Origin of the sequence: Pseudoalteromonas sp. AS84 (assembly GCF_038900255.1) — a bacterium.
Taxonomy (GTDB): domain Bacteria; phylum Pseudomonadota; class Gammaproteobacteria; order Enterobacterales; family Alteromonadaceae; genus Pseudoalteromonas.
The window spans coordinates 1-19,405 of record NZ_JBBMQY010000002.1; the positions used below are offsets into that span (position 1 = coordinate 1).

The 19,405-nt window shown below is 38.7% G+C and carries 17 protein-coding genes; 10 read left to right on the plus strand and 7 right to left on the minus strand.

Annotated features, from left to right (window positions below; genetic code table 11):
* Positions 1–188 precede the first annotated feature (188 nt).
* The 3 genes from WNY79_RS02395 to WNY79_RS02405 all read left to right on the plus strand — a co-directional run bounded on the left by WNY79_RS02395 (position 189) and on the right by WNY79_RS02405 (position 2,308).
* Positions 189–716: a VC2046/SO_2500 family protein gene (locus WNY79_RS02395; protein WP_342875021.1), complete on the plus strand. Its 528-nt coding sequence runs from the start codon at positions 189–191 to the stop codon at positions 714–716.
* Between the two features lie 179 nt (positions 717–895).
* Positions 896–1,198, plus strand: coding sequence for a DUF6172 family protein (locus WNY79_RS02400; RefSeq protein WP_342875022.1), 303 nt, complete (start codon positions 896–898; stop codon positions 1,196–1,198).
* A 192-nt stretch (positions 1,199–1,390) separates the two neighbouring features.
* Positions 1,391–2,308 (plus strand): diguanylate cyclase, encoded by a 918-nt coding sequence (locus tag WNY79_RS02405; RefSeq protein ID WP_076924089.1) that lies wholly within the window; start codon positions 1,391–1,393, stop codon positions 2,306–2,308.
* Between the two features lie 74 nt (positions 2,309–2,382).
* Here the strand turns inward: WNY79_RS02405 and WNY79_RS02410 are convergent, their stop codons facing one another.
* The 3 genes from WNY79_RS02410 to WNY79_RS02420 all read right to left on the minus strand — a co-directional run bounded on the left by WNY79_RS02410 (position 2,383) and on the right by WNY79_RS02420 (position 4,097).
* The gene (locus tag WNY79_RS02410; RefSeq protein WP_342875023.1) at positions 2,383–2,862 is read right to left on the minus strand and encodes a YchJ family protein; all 480 of its coding nucleotides are present in this window, start codon (positions 2,860–2,862) and stop codon (positions 2,383–2,385) included.
* Positions 2,863–2,900: 38 nt separating this feature from the next.
* Positions 2,901–3,335, minus strand: coding sequence for a SulA-like leucine-rich domain-containing protein (locus WNY79_RS02415; protein WP_007583705.1), 435 nt, complete (start codon positions 3,333–3,335; stop codon positions 2,901–2,903).
* Between the two features lie 297 nt (positions 3,336–3,632).
* Entirely contained in the window at positions 3,633–4,097 is a 465-nt protein-coding gene (locus tag WNY79_RS02420) for a sel1 repeat family protein (protein WP_342875024.1), read from the minus strand.
* Positions 4,098–4,215: 118 nt separating this feature from the next.
* Here WNY79_RS02420 and WNY79_RS02425 point away from each other — a divergent pair, with 118 nt between their 5' ends.
* Positions 4,216–5,508, plus strand: coding sequence for an NCS2 family permease (locus tag WNY79_RS02425; protein ID WP_342875025.1), 1,293 nt, complete (start codon positions 4,216–4,218; stop codon positions 5,506–5,508).
* 84 nt (positions 5,509–5,592) lie between these two features.
* Here WNY79_RS02425 and WNY79_RS02430 read toward each other — a convergent pair whose 3' ends face one another.
* On the minus strand, positions 5,593–6,351 hold the full coding sequence (locus WNY79_RS02430) for a hypothetical protein (protein WP_076924091.1): 759 nt from the start codon (positions 6,349–6,351) through the stop codon (positions 5,593–5,595).
* Between the two features lie 323 nt (positions 6,352–6,674).
* On the opposite strand from WNY79_RS02430, the gene cysB reads away from it, so the two are divergent.
* Complete coding sequence (gene cysB, locus WNY79_RS02435; protein WP_002961670.1) at positions 6,675–7,652, plus strand: HTH-type transcriptional regulator CysB; 978 nt, start codon at positions 6,675–6,677, stop codon at positions 7,650–7,652.
* Positions 7,653–7,728: 76 nt separating this feature from the next.
* Here the strand turns inward: cysB and WNY79_RS02440 are convergent, their stop codons facing one another.
* From WNY79_RS02440 to pabB, 3 genes are all read right to left on the minus strand, one after another.
* A complete protein-coding gene (locus WNY79_RS02440) occupies positions 7,729–9,105 on the minus strand; it encodes an L-serine ammonia-lyase (RefSeq protein WP_342875026.1) in 1,377 nt (458 codons plus the stop codon).
* Positions 9,106–9,206: 101 nt separating this feature from the next.
* A complete protein-coding gene (locus tag WNY79_RS02445; RefSeq protein WP_076924093.1) occupies positions 9,207–9,782 on the minus strand; it encodes a CoA pyrophosphatase in 576 nt (191 codons plus the stop codon).
* Between the two features lie 6 nt (positions 9,783–9,788).
* Entirely contained in the window at positions 9,789–11,147 is a 1,359-nt protein-coding gene (gene pabB, locus WNY79_RS02450; protein WP_197185969.1) for an aminodeoxychorismate synthase component I, read from the minus strand.
* A 155-nt stretch (positions 11,148–11,302) separates the two neighbouring features.
* On the opposite strand from pabB, the gene WNY79_RS02455 reads away from it, so the two are divergent.
* The 5 genes from WNY79_RS02455 to WNY79_RS02475 all read left to right on the plus strand — a co-directional run bounded on the left by WNY79_RS02455 (position 11,303) and on the right by WNY79_RS02475 (position 19,399).
* The gene (locus WNY79_RS02455) at positions 11,303–12,829 is read left to right on the plus strand and encodes a fumarate hydratase (protein WP_007583843.1); all 1,527 of its coding nucleotides are present in this window, start codon (positions 11,303–11,305) and stop codon (positions 12,827–12,829) included.
* A 428-nt stretch (positions 12,830–13,257) separates the two neighbouring features.
* A complete protein-coding gene (locus tag WNY79_RS02460) occupies positions 13,258–14,298 on the plus strand; it encodes a Glu/Leu/Phe/Val dehydrogenase (protein ID WP_170070653.1) in 1,041 nt (346 codons plus the stop codon).
* A gap of 185 nt (positions 14,299–14,483) precedes the next feature.
* Positions 14,484–15,122, plus strand: a complete 639-nt coding sequence (locus WNY79_RS02465; protein ID WP_342875238.1) for a chloramphenicol acetyltransferase — start codon at positions 14,484–14,486, stop codon at positions 15,120–15,122.
* Between the two features lie 167 nt (positions 15,123–15,289).
* On the plus strand, positions 15,290–16,114 hold the full coding sequence (locus WNY79_RS02470; protein WP_076924099.1) for a M90 family metallopeptidase: 825 nt from the start codon (positions 15,290–15,292) through the stop codon (positions 16,112–16,114).
* Between the two features lie 105 nt (positions 16,115–16,219).
* Complete coding sequence (locus tag WNY79_RS02475) at positions 16,220–19,399, plus strand: amidohydrolase family protein (RefSeq protein ID WP_342875027.1); 3,180 nt, start codon at positions 16,220–16,222, stop codon at positions 19,397–19,399.
* Positions 19,400–19,405: the final 6 nt, after the last annotated feature.

Genomic DNA, 19,405 nt, shown 5'->3' on the forward strand with positions numbered 1-19,405 from the left:
GAGCTGGATTCGAACCAGCGAAGGCTGAGCCGTCAGATTTACAGTCTGATCCCTTTGGCCGCTCGGGAACCCCTCCAATGCAACGGCGCTGATAATAGCAAATTGCGTATTTAAGTAAAGAAAAAAGCTAAAGAAAATTGAAATAAAGCCGATAAATATCTATCAGTTACCACAATCGGCTAAAGACTATGCAAATAGATGATTTGTTAATCACAGAGAGTCAGTTAAACAGTAGACTCAATAATAGTGTGCATGAAAATCGCCGTGGCGAATTTGCACTATTATTAGCGATGCTGTCACATGACGCACTCGACTTTAGTCAATTTCATTTACCAAAAACTGAAATAGATAATTTAGTTATAGAAGAAGAGGCATTAAGAAAGCAATTTGGTGCAGGTCCAAAGCAACTTTTAGCCCCTGATGAATATAATATGTTGGTTGGACAATTTAATGCTTCATTAATATCTCAAGAAGGGGAGCGCTGTGGTATGACAAGTATTAAGCTAAGACAATGCTTAAGCCCTGAACCACTTGCGATTAGAAATGATGATATGCATATTCCACTTAATATAATAGATAACTGTGAGCTAGCTGTCAGAAGAAGAATTAAAAGCGAACAAACGCAACTAGCTAATCCCCCTATGGATGCAGCTGCTTTTTACGACAGCCTTAATAATGATGCATTACATCAACCACTTCACCTTATTGCTGTGTGATATATGATTGTAATAATCATCAGTTAATATATGCTTTATAACGGGTCTGCTTTATATATTTGCTAATAATTGATTTAATGAAAAAAAAGCATCCAAAAATTAAATGCAATTGCTATAATGGCATCAAATGGTATGACATGAAATGCCATTATCATTAAACCAAGGTAATTAGGAACGTAATGAAGAAAACATTCACGCTAAATCACGAGAAAATCAAATACCCTCGTATGGTTGATGCTGCAAAGCACGAAGTGAAAAAATATTTGAAAAGAGAGCGTAATAAAACGCTACCTGAAGATGCTGACTATTGGGCATTTGACTGTAAGTTTGGTAACACAGCTGAAGATGCGCAAGTTGTGCACGTAGCTGAATTAAGTAACCAAATTGGCGAAATTGAAAAGCAAGGTTTGACCTCTTTCTATGTAGAGATTTTAGCTCGACCTGCTCAACGTCAACAGTTAAATTTAGATGATGACGAATAACATTTAATTTAATTAAGTGTTCGAAGTTTTAAAATGAGCCCAAGTGGCTCATTTTTTGTTTTTATGTATTAAAGATTCACCATAAATCATTTTATTAGTAACTAATAAGTAGAATTTTAATTTATTAACATTTGCATAACAAAATGTAGTGATATAGGGTGTGTTTAATAAAAAAAACGAAACAGTTGTACCATGCCGATAAATTACTCTGACCATCAATTAAAATTAAGCCTAAAGAACTCTAAGGTACTTGTCGTTGACGATCAGCTATTGAGTCTCATAGTATTGAAAAAAATATTATCAGAGCATTTTAGTGTAACAACAACGAGCTGTGGTGAGGATGCGATTGAAATTTGTAAGCATAATCCGCCAGATATAATACTACTCGATATTAATATGGAAGGAATGAGTGGTATTGAAACATGTCTTAAATTAAAAAACATATCTGAAACACAAGATATTCCTGTTATTTTTGTTACCTCATCTGAAAATCAAGAAGAAGAGTGCTGGGAGGCCGGGGCTGTAGATTTTATAAAGAAACCAACTAACTCGGAAACTTTATATAGAAGGGTGCGCGCCCATATTACGATGAAACTGCAACATGACTTACTCAATCAAAAAGTATTTCTAGATGATTTAACAAAGGTATTCAATCGTCGTTATTTTGATGCGCATTTTTCTAAAATGGAACGAAGCGCTTTGCGAGAAAAAGTCGACTATGCGCTCTTACTCATCGATATAGATTACTTTAAGCAATACAACGATCTTTATGGTCATGTGCAAGGTGATACGGTTTTAAACCTTGTTGCACAAACTATTACTAATAGTTTACAAAGACCAACCGATTTTGTTGCGCGTTACGGCGGCGAAGAGTTTGTAGTTGTCCTACCGCATACAAGCATTGAAGGTGCAATTTGTGTTGCTGATAAAATTAAACAAAATGTGGTCGATTTAGGAATATTACACAGATATTCAGAATATGACTTTGTGACTATTAGTATTGGCGGTGCAACCCTACAACCATATGTAAATAACAAAAACACGTTGCAGATCGCAGATGAAAAAATGTATGAGTCCAAAATGCAAGGTCGTAATCAAGTGTGTTTTTAAGTTTAGCTAGCTAATAAATCACTCTGCCACTTAAAAACACCTTGTAGGTAATAAATATTAAATAAGATTATTTATTACACGCTATGACATTTTTTGTACTTTTTATTGCTACCACATGGGCAGTCATCATTTCTGCCCACTTTAATATCTTCAACTGGGTATATTGTGCCATCTAAATAACGCCATTGAGTATTTTCTTTAATAAACTGCGACTTTTCGTGAAGCTCACAAAATAAGTTTTGATAAAAATACTGGGCTTTAAATTCTACATTGCCAGTATTGTCATCATGGCTTGACCCAATTACATCAAGATTTATAAATCGACAGCTGTTAGCAAAATCATTGATTTCTTTAACCGGATTCTCAGCTTGTTTTTCTTTTGCGTAGGTTTGATAAACATATTTTGCATTTTTAATAACATAAGCGCTGAATCGTGAGCGCATAAGTTGTTCAGGAGTGTCAGCTTGTTTAACAGATAAGTGAAGCGGCTCGCAGCAATCGGCATAATTGTGCCCACTGCTGCAAAAACATAATGTGGTATCGAGTGAGGTCATAATAATAATACAAAGTTTAAAACATTAGTTTAACAAGCTTATTGGGCGAGTGATATCTCTGTTGTTTGAGACTTTTTAGTAAAACAGTATAGTTTTGTATTCGTTTTACTTAAATCGAACGATAAATTAGTCAGTAGTTGGTTATTAACTATATCGGTCCAAGTAATTACCGCTGCAAAGTTTCCGTTATGTAATGCAGAGTTTAATACATACTCTAGATTTACTAAGTGCTTTTGTCTAATAACAAGTAATTTACTTGTATCAATAGAGCATGAGTCAAGTAAAGCTTTACTCGGTACATGATCTGGAGCAATTAATAACGTCCATGCATTAGAGCTATTGTATTGGTGTAATACTTTTAAAAGCTCAAAGGTCGCTGAAATCTCATCTTCAATTTGAATCAAATTCACGCAATCGCTTTGCTCATCTTGTTGGTAACTTTTAACTGTTCTTACGGTAATAGGCTGTAACATAATTTCACTCACTGGGTTTTTATACAGTATCCATATACAGTAGTTTATACAGTGCTTTCGTGCAAGCATTTTATGCTATTTATTTGTACAGTCATTCAGCTTTTGATCATTTTTTTTGTTTTTTAATTTATAATTCTTTATTAATCAGTTTGTTATGGAGTTGTTTTTGAAAAGAGATTCTAAAAATAAATTTTTGAGTCGTGTCTTCATTACTGGCTTTTGTACTGTATAAGACTATTACTACAACCATATACAGTACTTTCAAACACTGTATACAGTACTTTTTCCATAGTTAGCCTATGTGTTTTCACTCGTGCGAGGGATCAAATGAGAAAACTGAAGTTGGTGGATTTGTTCGTACAAACTTGCTGCGTAACATTGAGCATCTTTAAATCGCTTAGTTTCGATATGTTTGCGTATATCTGTAACTGCTGCAGTGGCAGGTGCGTACCCTTGGCTACTTGCTAGGCTTAACCAAGCTACAGCATGAAATACACTTTGTGGTACGCCTTCACCTTTCACAAAAAATAAACCTAAATAAAACTGTGCTCTATGGTTTCCTGCCATTGCAGCAAGGCGCATCCATTTTGCAGCCAATGGAGCTTGATTATTTTTTAAATAATATAGGGCTTTATTTAACGTACTTTGTTCATCTTTTTTATTATCTACGGGCACAGAGGTATTTTCGGGTTGAGTAACAAAACCTAAAATATTATCTAGCTGTTGCTCTAAGTCTTGCTCACAAGGTGTTGTTTTAAGCATATTGGTTCATTTATTATTTTAACTACTTTAACAGTTTAGTATATAGCAAGGTAAAATGTCCTGTAAAAGATAATTTTTATGTTAAAATCTCGCCACTTTTTACTATCACAAGTTTATTATGTTCGAAGCCTTATTTAAACTGAGCGAAAATAATTCAACAGTTAAACGCGAATGCGTTGCTGGCCTAACTACCTTTATAACTATGGTATACATTGTATTTGTAAACCCGGCTATGCTCGCAGAGGCAGGGATGGATCAAGGGGCTGCATTTGTAGCGACATGTATAGCAGCTGCGATAGGCTGTTTCATAATGGGTTTATGGGCTAATTATCCATTAGCATTAGCGCCGGGTATGGGGCTAAATGCCTTTTTTACTTATGGTGTCGTATTAGGGATGGGCTATACCTGGCAAGCCGCGTTAGGGGCTGTATTTATGTCGGGTTGTATATTTTTGTTTTTAAGCTTATTTAAAGTCAGAGAGTGGATTATTAATGCCATACCTCTGGTGCTCAAGCGAGCAATCGCAACGGGAATAGGTGCTTTTTTAGCATTAATTGCCCTTAAAAATGCAGGCATTATTGTCTCAAGCCCGGCAACATTAGTGCAGTTGGGCGACATTACTTCTCCAGGACCGTTATTGGCTATATTAAGCTTTTTTGTAATTGCAGCACTTTTATACCGCGACTTTAAAAGTGGCGTGCTTATTAGTATTTTATTAGTGACTGGCATTGCTCTAAGTTTTGGGCTTGTTGAATATCACGGCGTTATGGCTATGCCACCATCAATAATGCCTACTTTTATGCAGCTAGATTTTGCAGCCGCTTTTGATATATCAATGATGAGTGTTATTTTTGCTTTCTTGTTTGTCGATCTTTTTGATACTTCGGGTACGTTAGTTGCTGTAACTCAAAAAGCAGGTTTAGCTGATGAAAAAGGTAACATGCCTCGTTTAGGGCGCGCACTAAGTGCTGACAGCTCAGCAACAATTGCAGGTGCGATGCTAGGCACGTCTACGACTACATCGTACATAGAATCGGTTGCTGGTGTATCTGTTGGCGGACGTACTGGCTTAACGGCTGTAGTTGTAGGTATTTGCTTTTTACTAATGATGTTTTTTGCACCGCTTGCACAAATGGTACCGGCATATGCAACGGCGGGCGCCATTTTATATGTCGCTGTGCTGATGCTGCAAAACTTAAAGTTTGTAAACTGGGATGATATGACCGATGCAATTCCTGTTACTGTGGTATTACTAATGACACCACTAACGTTTTCGATTGCGCATGGTATTGCACTTGGTTTTATATCTTATGCAGCGGTTAAAGTATTGTGCGGTAAGCAAGATCAAGTCAGTATTAGTGTTTGGATATTAACAGCCTTGTTTGTTTTCAAGTTTGCATTTTTGTCTTAATAGCTAACAAAAAATACAAAAAAAACCTGCATAAATTTTAATTTATGCAGGCTTTTTTAATGCTTATTTTTTAGTATATTAACGCTACCATTTCTTTTTAGGAGCAAACAGTATGTCTAAGTCGTCTTGCTCTTCTTCTGTTTTCTTTTTAAGTGCGCTTGCATTAGAGGCTCTTAGTTCAACACTAATCGCTTCTAAGTAACCTTCAACTTCTTGGCGTTTTGTTGTTACATATTCATCAGAGTAGGTAACTGCACTTAGTGTTGCCTGTGCTTTTTCAAAATACTGTCTTGCAGAACCAACCATGCTTGCTGAGCGGGCAGACAAGCCTCGTTTTATTTGGCTTTCAATATTAATACGCAGTTGTAGTTTTTCGAGACGCTTATCTTCTAAAACAAAAACTTGGCTGTCAATACGACCTTTACTGTGTTCAGAACGTAAAATTGAGCGTAATTTTTTAATGCCTTGAATTAGGCCTACAAGCTGTTTGTCATTGCTGGGTAATGTTAATGCTTCACTGCTGTTATCTTGAACTGGATTAGATAAGTGCGTTTTCGCTTCACTTAAGCGGCCTTTAAGTGCTTTAGATGTTTGCGAGTTAGTAACCATTGTATTTAAAGCTTCGTAAATACGGCGTTGTAACGTACGAATTAAATTTTCAGAAAGGGGAATATTAGCACTATTCATTAGCGCTTCTTCTGTTTCTTCTATTATAGCTTTTTGTTTTGTAAGCTCTTTACGGCGTTCAGCCTCTTGTTTTTCTTTGTGTTGCTGTACAGCACTTACCCAAAGTGCAATCACAATCAATGCAACTATAAGCACTATTATAATAGAAACGATCATGGCGTAATTCTCGGATGTATAACCTAATTTTTTAATCTTACATTAAATATACGTTAACAGGGTAGCTTTACGCTGATTAACTTAAAATATATACCAAAAATTTATAGGTTAAGCCCTTTACAAACTGTAGTAAGCCTAAGGACTTATAAACTGAAGCTGAATAATCATCGCTACCTCAAGCATATTTATTATGCTAGCCTTGAGTTCTAATCAGATAATTGCATACGTAAAGCCTATATGTGTCATTTTATGTAAATAACACTTGGTTTTAACTAGTATTGCCTTTATAAATAATATGAATAATAACGTTAAAATTTGCAGCCATGAAATTACAACAACTCAGATACATCGTAGAAGTACAAAATCATAAATTAAATGTTTCAGCGACGGCTGAGAGTTTATTTACCTCGCAGCCAGGAATTTCTAAACAAGTACGCATGTTAGAAGATGAGTTAGGTGTGCAAATTTTTGGTCGCAGCGGTAAGCATTTAACGCATGTAACGGGTGCTGGCGAAGATATTATTAATATTTCTCGCGAAATACTCTCTAAAGTAGAAGGTATTAAAGCTGTTGCTAATGAACATACGTTGCCTGACCAAGGTAAGTTAAACATTGCAACTACACATACCCAAGCTCGCTATGCTTTGCCTAATGTTATTCAAGGCTTTATGAAAAAATACCCTGCGGTATCGCTTCATATGCACCAAGGTACACCACAACAAATATCTGATGCTGCAGCACGTGGTGATGCCGATTTTGCTATTGCAACAGAAGCACTGCATTTGTATTCAGATTTAGTGATGTTGCCTTGTTATCATTGGAACCGCAGTATTGTTGTTGCTAAAGATCATCCGTTGGCTAAAAAAGCAAACAGTTTAACTGTGGCTGACATTGCTCAGTATCCACTTATTACCTATGTATTTGGTTTTACGGGGCGCTCAGAGTTAGATAAAGCGTTTAGCGCACACGGGCTTGAACCACACATTGTATTTACTGCAACCGATGCTGACGTTATAAAAACATATGTACGTTTAGGGCTAGGAGTAGGTGTTGTTGCGTCAATGGCGATAGATCAAGTGAGCGACACTGATTTAGTGTGTATTGATGCAAGCCACTTATTTGAAGCAAGTACAACTAAAATTGGTTTTAGAAAGGGCAGCTTTTTACGTACTTACATGTATGATTTTATCGAACGTTTTGCACCGCACTTAACTAAAGAGCGCGTAGAGAGAGCAAGTTTACTACGTAACCAAGATGACGTAGATAAATTATTTGCAGATATAGAGTTACCCGTTAAATAATGTCACTACATTGAACGAATAATAAAAAAGCCGTCTATTTTTAAATAGACGGCTTTTTACTTTTATAAAGAGCTGGTTAACATTCGATAATGTTAACTGCTAATCCACCGCGAGCGGTTTCTTTATATTTAGTTTTCATGTCGTTGCCGGTTTCAAGCATGGTTTTAATCACTTTATCAAGTGATACCTTTTGCTCGCCACTGCCACGAATAGCTAAACGTGAGGCATTAATTGCTTTAATTGCGCCCATTGCATTACGTTCAATACACGGCACTTGCACCAAGCCACCAACAGGGTCGCACGTTAGGCCTAAATTATGCTCCATACCAATTTCTGCAGCGTTTTCTACTTGTACAACGTTACCACCAACAATTTCTGTTAATGCGCCTGCAGCCATAGAACACGCAACGCCAACTTCACCTTGGCAACCTACTTCGGCACCCGATATAGAGGCATTCTTTTTATATAAAATACCAATAGCAGCAGCCGTTAATAAATAACGCGTGGCTATATCGCGGTCTACTTCTTTTACAAATGTGTGATAGTACATAAGCACAGCTGGTAAAATACCCGCAGCACCATTAGTTGGTGCGGTAACTACACGGCCACCAGCAGCATTTTCTTCGTTAACTGCAAGGGCAAATAAATCAACCCAATCCATTGCACGAAGAGGGTCGTTACTTACTTCTATATTTAGTTTTAAGTATAAGCTAGGTGCCCGGCGTTTTACTTTTAAGCCGCCAGGTAAAATACCTTCGGTGCGCATACCACGGTCAATACAAGCCATCATTACTTTCCAAATATGGAACAGTGTGTCTTTTACTTCATCTTCTGTGCGCAGTGTTTTTTCGTTTTTCATCATCAAGCTTGAAACACTAAACCCAGACTCTTTACACATCTCTAGCAGCTCTTTTGCGCTACCAAATGGAAAGGGGGCTGGGTTTTCTTCTCTTATATCGAGTGCCGCCTGTTTTTCGTTTTCAAACTCTTCGTCAGTAACAATAAAGCCACCGCCAATAGAGTAATATACTTTGCTGTAAACTTTTTTGCCGTTGTTTGAGGCAATAATTTCCATTGCATTAGAATGCTTAGGCAGCGTTTTGCGACGATGAAAAACAATAGCACCTTGTTTTGGAAACTTAGCTTTGTGTGTTTGGTTTAAATAAATAACCTGATCTTTTTCGATAGTTGCTAAAATATCGTCGACTAAATCGGCATCAATTGTTTCAGGATCGTAACCGGCTAAACCAAGAATTACTGCTTTACCCGAGCCATGGCCAACACCTGTTTGACCCAAAGAGCCATAAAGCTCTACTTTAATATCGGTAACATTTGCTAATAATTGTTGTTCTTGTAGGTCATTAACAAATAAGCGTGATGCGCGCATTGGGCCAACGGTGTGTGATGACGAAGGGCCAATACCAATGCTAAACATATCAAATGCACTGATCATAATGTGTGTCTCTACTTTGTTTTATCAGCACGAAGCTGCTCTTTGAACGGTCGAGCATGATAACGTGGAATTGTGATTGTGTAACTACTAATAACGAAGATTTAAACTGGTAAGGCGAGTTGTTTTGTAAAGTTTTTTATAATGCTTGCAGTCGCACCCCAAAGTAAACCATGTGGCGTTTTAAAACCTTGCAAAATAACCGTTTTCCCAGAACGTTGAAAAGGTAAGGGTTGCCAGTTAGCTTCGTTATTTAACTCAGTGACAGAGAGCAAAAAGCTCGCTTGTACTTCATTATAGTCATTTTCCCAGGTGGTGTCTTTTTTGAGTAAACCCACATAGGGGCTAATACTAAAACCCGTTAAGGTTGAATACTCAGGTAAGTGACCTAATACATTAACGTTGCTTTGGGCAATATTTAGCTCTTCTTTTAGTTCGCGAAGTGCTGTGGTGCGAAGGGTAATGTCGCTTACTTCAAATTTGCCTCCGGGCAAACAAATCTCCCCAGGGTGATGGTGTAAATAAGTAGGGCGTTTACACAGTAAAATATGTGCATGGTTATCTATATCAATAATTGGCAGCATAACAGCGCTAGCGCGCTTTTTACGTGTGTCTTTTAACTGATTTGGCGCAGCTGTAGGGCTTAACAGAAACCGCGCCGTAATGTGTTCACTATTCAAAGCGACCTACTGTTTTAATAAAGGGAGGATTTTATTTACTTTATCGTAAGTTTCTTGATATTCCAATTCGACTTTAGAATCAGCGACTATTCCGCCACCCGCCCAGCAGTAAATTTGCGCTTTGTGGCACACCAAGGTGCGAATAGTGATACTCGTATCCATATTGCCACAGGCACTTAAATAACCAATTGAACCACAGTAAATACTGCGGCGATGCGGCTCTAATTCTTCAATTATTTCCATCGCTCTAATTTTGGGTGCACCGGTTATTGAGCCACCCGGAAAAGCCGCTTTTAGCTGATCGACCGCTGTTTTACCTTCATCAAGTTCTGAGGTTACCGTGCTTACTAAATGATGCACTGCCGGAAAGCTTTCAATAGCAAAAAGGGAAGGTACGTGAACGCTGCCAGGTTTTGCTACTTTGCCTAAGTCGTTACGTAGTAAATCAACAATCATGACATTTTCAGCGCGATCTTTAGCTGATGCTGCGAGTATTTGCGCTTGGCGTTGATCCTCTAGTGCATCTGCTTTTCGCGGTAGCGTGCCTTTAATAGGTTTGGTTTCTACAACGTTATTATTTACAGATATAAAGCGCTCAGGAGAAATTGATAAAATAGCTCCTTGAGGGTGATTTATAAAGCTTGAAAACGGTGCTTTATTTGCTTCACGCAGTTTAATATAAGCAGCCCAAGGGGAGCCTTCAAACTGAGCGTTAAAGCGCTGCGCTAAATTAATTTGATAACAATCGCCACTTTTTAAATACTCCTCAATTTGGGAAAATTTTGCAGCGTACTCCGTTTCGCTCATATTTGATTGCCAGTCGCTGTTTAGGGCAAAGGACTGCGTATTAACTTGGGAGTTAACGTGTGTATTTAAATATTGCTGATAAAGCGCTAATCGATCGGTACTTGGCTGCGATACATAAAACCAGCTTTGTTGCTGCTTGTCGTAAATAAGGGCATCTAAGTAAAGGCCAATAGCCATTTGGGGAAGATTAATGTCTTCGATAGCACGAGTAGGGATGTTTTCAATTGTACGGCCTAGGTCGTAGCCAAAGTAGCCAAGCCAGCCGCCGTTAAAGGGTAAATCGTAACCGGCTTTTGTTTTATCAAGATGCGAAAGCTCATTATTCATAATTTCAAAGCAGTTATCACTACTTTCTATATTATTTAAAAAGCTTTTATTATTTTTTACTTCAAGGGTACTTTGCGGCTCAATGGCAATAATATCAAAACGGCTGTTTATATGATTACTATTTGCAGAATCTAATAGAATTGCATAAGGCAAGTGTGAAAAATGCGCAAAAACGTCAATGCAGTTTTGTGTTATGCCTAATTTAATACAATTTTTTTTATTGTTTAGCATTTACTGCCCCTTTAAGAACTGGCTCGAAACGGGCTGGGAGGGTATCATAAGTCAAATTTTTTGGCAGCACTAAGCTGCAAAAAACAGTGCAAACCACCGTCACCGGTTTGATTTAGATTACGCGACAACGCGTAACGGTAACTTAAGGAACCACTATGAGTACAATTTGTCAGCAAGACTTTATTGATAGCATTGAAGATGCATTGCAATATATTTCGTTCTATCACCCACTTGATTTTGTTCAAGCACTTGAAAAAGCTTACAACAAAGAACAAAGTAAAGCGGCTAAAGACGCCATTGCACAAATTTTAATTAACTCACGCATGTCGGCTGAAGGCAAGCGTCCACTTTGCCAAGACACCGGTATTATTACCTGTTTTGTTAAAGTAGGTATGGATGTTAAGTGGGATAAAACAGATTTAACCGTTCAACAAATGGTTGATGAAGGTACTCGTCGTGCATATTTGAATCCAGATAACCCTTTACGTGCATCTATTGTTGCAGACCCTGCTGGTACGCGTAAAAATACTAAAGATAATACGCCTTCGGTAGTACATATCGATTTAGTAGCGGGTGGTAAAGTAGAAGTAATGGTTGCGGCTAAAGGCGGCGGCTCTGAAAACAAAAGTAAAATGGTTATGTTAAACCCGTCTGATGACGTTGCTGAATGGGTAGAAAAAACACTACCAACAATGGGTGCTGGTTGGTGTCCGCCAGGCATGCTAGGAATAGGTATTGGTGGTACGGCTGAAAAAGCGGCAGTGATGGCTAAAGAGTCGTTAATGGATCCGGTTGATATCCATGAACTAATGGAGCGCGGCGCAGAGACAACTGAAGAAAAACTGCGTTTAGAAATTTTTGACCGTGCTAATAAATTAGGCATTGGTGCACAAGGCTTAGGCGGTTTAACAACGGTTGTTGACGTTAAAATTAAAACAGCACCAACGCATGCGGCTTCAAAACCTGTAGTAATGATCCCAAATTGTGCGGCAACTCGCCATGTACATTTTACGCTTGATGGCTCTGGCCCTGCGAATTTAAAAGCGCCTAAACTAGAAGATTGGCCACAAGTAACATTTGAAGTGGGCGAAGGCACACGTCGTGTTGACTTAAATACACTGACCAAAAAAGATGTTCAAGAATGGAAAATGGGTGAAACCGTTTTACTTTCGGGCACTATTTTAACAGGCCGTGATGCAGCGCATAAACGTTTGCAAGATATGATCAATTCAGGTGAAGGTTTACCAAAAGGCGTAGACTTTGATAATAAATTTATTTATTACGTTGGTCCTGTTGATGCGGTACGTGATGAAGCAGTAGGTCCTGCAGGCCCTACAACAGCTACTCGCATGGATAAATTCACCGATATGATGCTAGAAAAAACAGGCATTGTAGGCATGATTGGTAAAGCTGAACGTGGCCCTGCAACAGTTGAATCGATTAAAGAGCATAAATCTGTTTATTTAATGGCAGTAGGCGGCGCAGCTTACTTAGTATCTAAAGCGATTAAAAAAGCACGCGTAGTTGCTTTTGAAGATTTAGGTATGGAAGCTATTTATGAATTTGAAGTAGAAGATATGCCAGTGACCGTTGCAGTAGACAGTGAAGGCGCCAATGCGCATACACAAGGCCCTGCAATCTGGAAAGCTAAAATTGAAGAGCTTGATAGCAAGCTAAAATAACGTACGTTATGTTTTTAAAAAGCGAGCCTAGTGCTCGCTTTTTTGTTTTTTTAAATAGAGTTATTAGTAAGTTTACAGCTCTGACCAGTTAACGAAAAAGCTCACCTTCTACTGAAAACCTATAGGCAGCAGTACGTGGCGGCCAAGTCGCACCTGTATATTAAACTTTACACGCAATAGTGGTGTTACGTTCACGTAAACGTAAATTGGTATGGTTCTTATGTTTATAGTTTTTAAAACTTACAAATAACGATTTTGTGAATTTTTTATCTATTCAATTGTTTTAATTTGGTTATTTAATTTAAGCTCGATGTTTTCATCGGTTTTATCATCTGTGAGTGTAGCGAACTCTAATATGAAGTGATAAAGTCTCGTCAATTTCCAGCGCGCATACCCTCTCACGGGTTAACTATTTCGGAGTATTTTAAGTGGCTGTGTTTAATCGAGTTGAATTTGATAACCATGAACAAGTGGTTTTTTGTTCTGATGAAGAGTCAGGTTTAAAAGCAATTATTGCTGTGCATAATACTAACCTAGGTCCTGCAGTTGGCGGGTGTAGAATGTGGGATTATGCGAACGACGAAGATGCCGTTTATGACGTGCTACGTTTATCAAAAGGCATGACGTATAAAAATGCAGTAGCGCGCCTACCATTTGGTGGCGGTAAATCTGTTATTATTGGCAATGCAAAAGAAATTAAATCTGAGCAATTATTCCGTGCATTTGGTCGCCAATTAGAGCGATTAAATGGCAGCTATTACTCAGCAGAAGATGTAAACATCACATGTGCTGATGTCGCTATTATGAATAAAGAAACTAATTACGTACTGGGTCTTGAGGGTAAAAGTGGTAACCCATCACCATTTACAGCCTACGGTACTTTTTTAGGAATTAAAGCCGCGTTACAACATCAACGTGGCCACCAAGACTTTGCAGGCGTTAAAGTAGCCGTTCAAGGTTTAGGTGCTGTTGCTTATGGTTTATGTAAACATTTACATGATGCGGGTGCTGAACTGTTTGTAACCGACATAAACCAAGCAGCAGTTGACCGTGTAGTTAATGATTTTGGTGCCACTGCAGTTGGTATTGATGAAATTTACGACTTAAACGTTGATGTTTATGCACCGTGTGCATTAGGTGCAACGGTTAACGACTTAACTATACCGCGTTTAAAAGCGACTATTATTGCAGGCTGTGCCAATAATCAGCTGGCAGAGTCTCGCCATGGTGAAGTTATTCGTGAAAAAGGCATTTTATATGCACCTGATTACGTAATTAACGCCGGTGGTATTATTAATGTTTATTACGAAACAGCGCCAGAAGGTTACAGTGCAGCAGCGTCTAATAAACATGTTGAAGGTATTTTTAATACGTTAACTGAAATTTTTGCCCGTAGCGAAAAAGAGCAAAAATCAACGCATTTAATTGCTGATGAATTAGCGCAAGAGATCATTAAAAACGGCCTGTAATCTAAGTCCGAATTTATATAAGGGTGTGCAATTGCACACCCTTTTTTGATCTGTAAGTTAAGGGGGGTTGATCTTTACGGATTTAACCTTGAAAGATTAACAGACCCTAATGCAATTATTACTGAACAGCGGTACACTTTATTTTTAATTTTGTGCGGCAAATTATGACTCCCTCAACTTCTCTTATACAGCCTATCGATTTAGATAATTGGCCTAGAAAGCAACACTTTGAATTATTTAAACACTTTTCTCAGCCTTATTTTAACGTGTGTGTGCGTTTAGATGCTCAAGCACTGTACGACTATTGTAAAACCAATCAATATTCTTTTTTTCAAGCGTATGTATATTGCACCTTAAAAGCGTGCCATGAGTACGACTCAATAATGCTACGTATTATAGACAGTAAGCCATGGCTACTTAACAGTGTTCGCGCAAGCGTGGTGGAGCTTGCTGAAAACGATACATTTGTTTTTAGTTACTTTAATAGCACGGGCGAGTTTAAAGAGTTTGCAGAACATGCAAGAGATGTAAGCACAAAAGCGAAATTACAGCCGTTATTCTCTGATGCGTTTGCCCAAACGGAAGGGCAGGCAGACTTAATTCATATTTCTGTTTTGCCGTGGCTGAATTTTAGTGCGTTTTCGCATGCATTTAGTGAAGGTGAGAGTTTAGGTATTCCTAAATTTGTATTTGGTCAGTTTGATAAACACACCGGCACAATGCCTTTAGCTATTGATGTACACCATTCATTAATGGATGGTTTGCACGTAGCAAAGTTTATAAACACATTGCAGAATACATTTGGCACCTTTTGCAAAGTTTAATCTTAAAAGTCACCATTTTAACGGTAGTGCAAAGCAGTAAGTAATTTATAAGTAGTTTATAGGTCATACAATTCGAATTACTTTATATTTAAATACATACCTCATATGCTTGAAATACATGTGTGCCGGACATATTTATATACCATACCTTAGCTCAGGAAATCCCCATGATAAATGGACTGTTAATTGTTGTTTTAATTCTTTTTGTGGTGATTTTCTGGCGCTGGCCATCAATTCAAAATAGATTATGGCGCAGTAAATATAAAGACTTTGCTTTAAATTCGCAGCAAAAAGATATTTTACTGCGTTGCATGCCCATCTATAAAAAAATGACCGACGCTGACAGAGATAAATTAGAGCGACATATTACGTGGTTTTTAAACGAAAAACGTTTTGTCGGTTGTGATGGTTTAAGGTTAACGTCTGCAATGAAGTTAATTGTTGCCGCCGATGCGTGTGTATTAGTGCTTAATAAACCGTGGCCGTTATATAGAAATGTAAAAGAAATTTTATTATACCCAAGTGCTTATTACGCTCCGCAATCAACTCGCGATAGTGCAGGACTTGTGAGTTACCATAATACGGTAAGATTAGGTGAGTCTTGGCCTGGCGGTACGCTTGTACTCAGTTGGCATGATGTGCTTGAGGGTAATCGTTTACCAAGTGATGGACATAACCTGGTATTTCATGAGTTTGCGCACCAACTCGATCAAGAAACAGGCAAAACAACGGGGACACCCATTTTAAAAAGTTCAGCAGATTACAAAGAGTGGGGCCGAGTATTTAGCCGCGCGTTTACGCAGTTGAAAAGTCATGTTGCTTATAGCATGCCGCATGTTATTCACAGCTATGGTGCGACTAACGAAGCTGAGTTTTTTGCTGTACTCACCGAAACCTTCCTCGAAAAGCCCGCAGAGCTTCGCCGATACGATCCTGAAATTTATAGCATGTTGGTGAATTACTATCAATTTGACCCTATTGTTTGGCATTAAACCTACATAAACCGCGCTTTATCATATAACGCTGGCAAGTTGCGTTTGTTTTTGTTGCAATCATGTGAAATAGTTTTTACTGCAACAATAACAAGCGAGAAACGCATGAAAAAAATGCTTCATACAGTATTGGCGCTGTCGGTGTCATTAGCGATAGGGCAGGTAAATGCCGCTGAAAAAGATGAACAAAAATGGCAAGTAGATTCACCTAAAGGACAATTTGTTGACGCTGCAATTAGCGTTGAGCAGGGCACATGGATGAATATAGATATCAGCCCTGATGGTAAAACCGTGGTGTTTGACTTACTTGGCGATATTTATACTATGCCAATGAGTGGCGGTACAGCTACAAAGCTCACCTCTGATATTGCATGGCAAATGCAACCACGCTTTAGTCCTAACGGCAAAAGTATTGCGTTTACTTCCGATCAAGGGGGTGGCGATAACATTTGGATAATGGACTTAAATGGCGAGAACCAACACGCTGTTACTGACGAAACCTTTAGATTACTAAATAGCCCTGCATGGAGTCCTGATGGCGACTACTTAGTTGCACGTAAACACTTTACAGCTAGCCGCTCATTGGGTGCGGGTGAAGTGTGGTTGTACCATAAAGCGGGTGGCAAGGGCGTGCAGCTTACAAAACGCGAGAACGATCAAAAAGATTTAGGTGAGCCAATGTTTTCACCGGATGGTCGTTATGTATACTTTTCACATGATGCAACACCGGGTAAAACCTTTCATTATTCAAAGGATTCTGTAGCGGGCATTTATAAAATTAAGCGCTACGACCGTGAAACAGGTGAAATTGAAACCATAATCGATACGATGGGCGGCGCAATTAGGCCTACACCCTCACCAGATGGTAAAAAGCTTGCTTATATAAAGCGTGATGATTTTCAAACAAGCCTCTATTTATATGACTTAACTAGCGGTGAGCACACTAAACTTTACGATAAGCTTGAGCGAGATATGCAAGAAACATGGGCTATTCATGGTGTATACCCAACTATTGCATGGACACCCGATAACGAAGAGTTAGTATTTTGGGCTGGTGGTACAATTCACAAGCTAGATGTTGCAGAAAAATCCGTTAAAACCATTCCTTTTAAAGTGCAAACAAGTAAAAAAATTCAAAAAGCAGTGCGCTTTACACAAAACTTAGATACTGATGAGTTTGACGTAAAAATGCTGCGTAATGTGCAAGTAAGCCCAGATGGCGAAACGGCAATTTTTGAAGCGCTAGGACACATTTATAAACGCGATTTAGAGTCAGGTAAAATTAAGCGTTTAACAAAACAAACTGATCATTACGAATTATTTCCGCAGTATTCCCGCGATGGTAAAAAAATAGTTTACACCACATGGGATGATAACAAACAAGGGTCTGTAAGAGTGGTTTCTGCGCGCAGTGGTCGCGGCGATACAATTACTAAAGAGCCAGGTAAGTATGTAGAGCCTACGTTTAGTCCAGATGGGAAAACGGTTGTTTATCGTAAAGCCACGGGGGGGAGTATTTTAAACCCTAAGTGGTCACTTAATCCGGGGGTTTATAGTGTAAGCGCAAAAGGCGGTAAAAGTGAGCTTATTTCAAAAAGTGGTTATCAACCACAATTTGGAGATGCAAACGATCGCGTTTTTATAATGAGTCCTTGGCCAAAACCAACGCTAAGTGTGGTTGAACTTGAAAGTAAAAAAGTTCGCAAACTATATGAGTCAGAGCATGCTACAGAATTTAGAGTATCGCCAGATGGCAAATACCTAGCTTTTGCTGAGCGATTTAAAGTATTTGTAACGCCGTTTGTACAAAGTGGTAAAACAATTAATATTGGGCCTAAAGACAGCCAGTTTCCAATAGAGCAGTTATCGGTACGTGCTGGTGAAAACATTAGTTGGAGCGCTAAGAGCAACACGCTTTATTGGACATTAGGGCCTGAACTTTATCATGCAAGCCTTGATGGGATGTTTGCTATTAACAAAGCCGAAGATGCCGACCTTAAAGTAAAAAGTGGCGATAATATTGGTTTCAGTAAAAAAATGGCTGAGCCTAAAGGTATGATTGCGCTTACTGGTGCAAAAATTATTACTATGGACGGCGAAAAGGTTATTGAAAATGGTGTCATTATTACTGATGGCAAGCATATTAAAGCAATTGGTACAGCCAGTGATATAAGCATCCCTAAAGGTGCTGAGGTTATTGATGTAACAGGCAAAACAATTATGCCTGGTATTGTTGATGCTCATGCACATGGCTCGCAAGCAAGTAACGAAATTATACCTGAGCAAAACTGGAAAAACTTTGCAGGTTTAGCGCTAGGTGTAACTACAATTCACGATCCATCAAACGATACCTCTGAAATATTTACCGCAAGCGAAATGCAAAAGGCAGGCATGATTGTTGGCCCGCGTATTTTCTCAACGGGTACTATTTTATATGGCGCAAATATGCCAGGTTATACGTCGCATATTGACTCGTTAGACGATGCTAAATTTCATTTAGAGCGCCTTAAAAAAGTAGGGGCGTTTAGTGTTAAATCGTATAACCAGCCTCGCCGTGAGCAGCGCCAACAAGTTATTGAAGCAGGCCGGATGCTTGAAATGATGGTTGTCCCTGAAGGCGGCTCATTATTACAACATAACTTAAGTATGATTGTAGATGGACACACAGGTATTGAACATTCAATCCCTGTAGAGCACATATACGACGATATAAAGCAGTTATGGTCGCAAAGTGATGTTGGTTATACACCAACACTTGTAGTGGCTTATGGTGGCATTTGGGGTGAAAATTACTGGTACGATAAAACTGATGTATGGAATCATCCACGTTTAAGTAAATTTGTGCCAAAAAATCAATTATTACCGCGCTCTATGCGCCGCATTAAAGCGCCCGATCATCACTATAATCACTTTAATAACGCACGCGTTGCTGCTGAGCTGCAAGACCTAGGTGTATTAGTTAACTTAGGTGCTCACGGTCAGCGTGAAGGCTTAGGTGCACACTGGGAGATGTGGATGTTTGCACAAGGCGGAATGACACCGCTTGAGGCAATACGTGCATCGACACTCGATCCGGCTAAGTATTTAGGGCTTGATAAAAACGTAGGCTCGCTTGAAGTGGGCAAACTGGCGGATTTAATGGTTATAGATGGCGATCCGCTTAAAAATATTCGAGATTCGGATAAAGTAGATTACACCATGATCAATGGTCGATTATTCAATGCAGAGACAATGAATGAAGTGGGTAAAAAAGAGCGCGAACCACTTTATTTTGAAAAACTGTAATTTATT

Excerpts from the sequence above, each read along its gene's own strand:
- WNY79_RS02395 (WP_342875021.1), top strand. The coding sequence starts at position 189 with ATGCAAATAGATGATTTGTTAATCACAGAGAGTCAGTTAAACAGTAGA.
- WNY79_RS02400 (WP_342875022.1), top strand. The coding sequence starts at position 896 with ATGAAGAAAACATTCACGCTAAATCACGAGAAAATCAAATACCCTCGT.
- WNY79_RS02405 (WP_076924089.1), top strand. The coding sequence starts at position 1,391 with ATGCCGATAAATTACTCTGACCATCAATTAAAATTAAGCCTAAAGAAC.
- WNY79_RS02410 (WP_342875023.1), bottom strand. The coding sequence starts at position 2,862 with ATGACCTCACTCGATACCACATTATGTTTTTGCAGCAGTGGGCACAAT.
- WNY79_RS02415 (WP_007583705.1), bottom strand. The coding sequence starts at position 3,335 with ATGTTACAGCCTATTACCGTAAGAACAGTTAAAAGTTACCAACAAGAT.
- WNY79_RS02420 (WP_342875024.1), bottom strand. The coding sequence starts at position 4,097 with ATGCTTAAAACAACACCTTGTGAGCAAGACTTAGAGCAACAGCTAGAT.
- WNY79_RS02425 (WP_342875025.1), top strand. The coding sequence starts at position 4,216 with ATGTTCGAAGCCTTATTTAAACTGAGCGAAAATAATTCAACAGTTAAA.
- WNY79_RS02430 (WP_076924091.1), bottom strand. The coding sequence starts at position 6,351 with ATGATCGTTTCTATTATAATAGTGCTTATAGTTGCATTGATTGTGATT.
- cysB (WP_002961670.1), top strand. The coding sequence starts at position 6,675 with ATGAAATTACAACAACTCAGATACATCGTAGAAGTACAAAATCATAAA.
- WNY79_RS02440 (WP_342875026.1), bottom strand. The coding sequence starts at position 9,105 with ATGATCAGTGCATTTGATATGTTTAGCATTGGTATTGGCCCTTCGTCA.
- pabB (WP_197185969.1), bottom strand. The coding sequence starts at position 11,147 with ATGCTAAACAATAAAAAAAATTGTATTAAATTAGGCATAACACAAAAC.
- WNY79_RS02455 (WP_007583843.1), top strand. The coding sequence starts at position 11,303 with ATGAGTACAATTTGTCAGCAAGACTTTATTGATAGCATTGAAGATGCA.
- WNY79_RS02470 (WP_076924099.1), top strand. The coding sequence starts at position 15,290 with ATGATAAATGGACTGTTAATTGTTGTTTTAATTCTTTTTGTGGTGATT.
- WNY79_RS02475 (WP_342875027.1), top strand. The coding sequence starts at position 16,220 with ATGAAAAAAATGCTTCATACAGTATTGGCGCTGTCGGTGTCATTAGCG.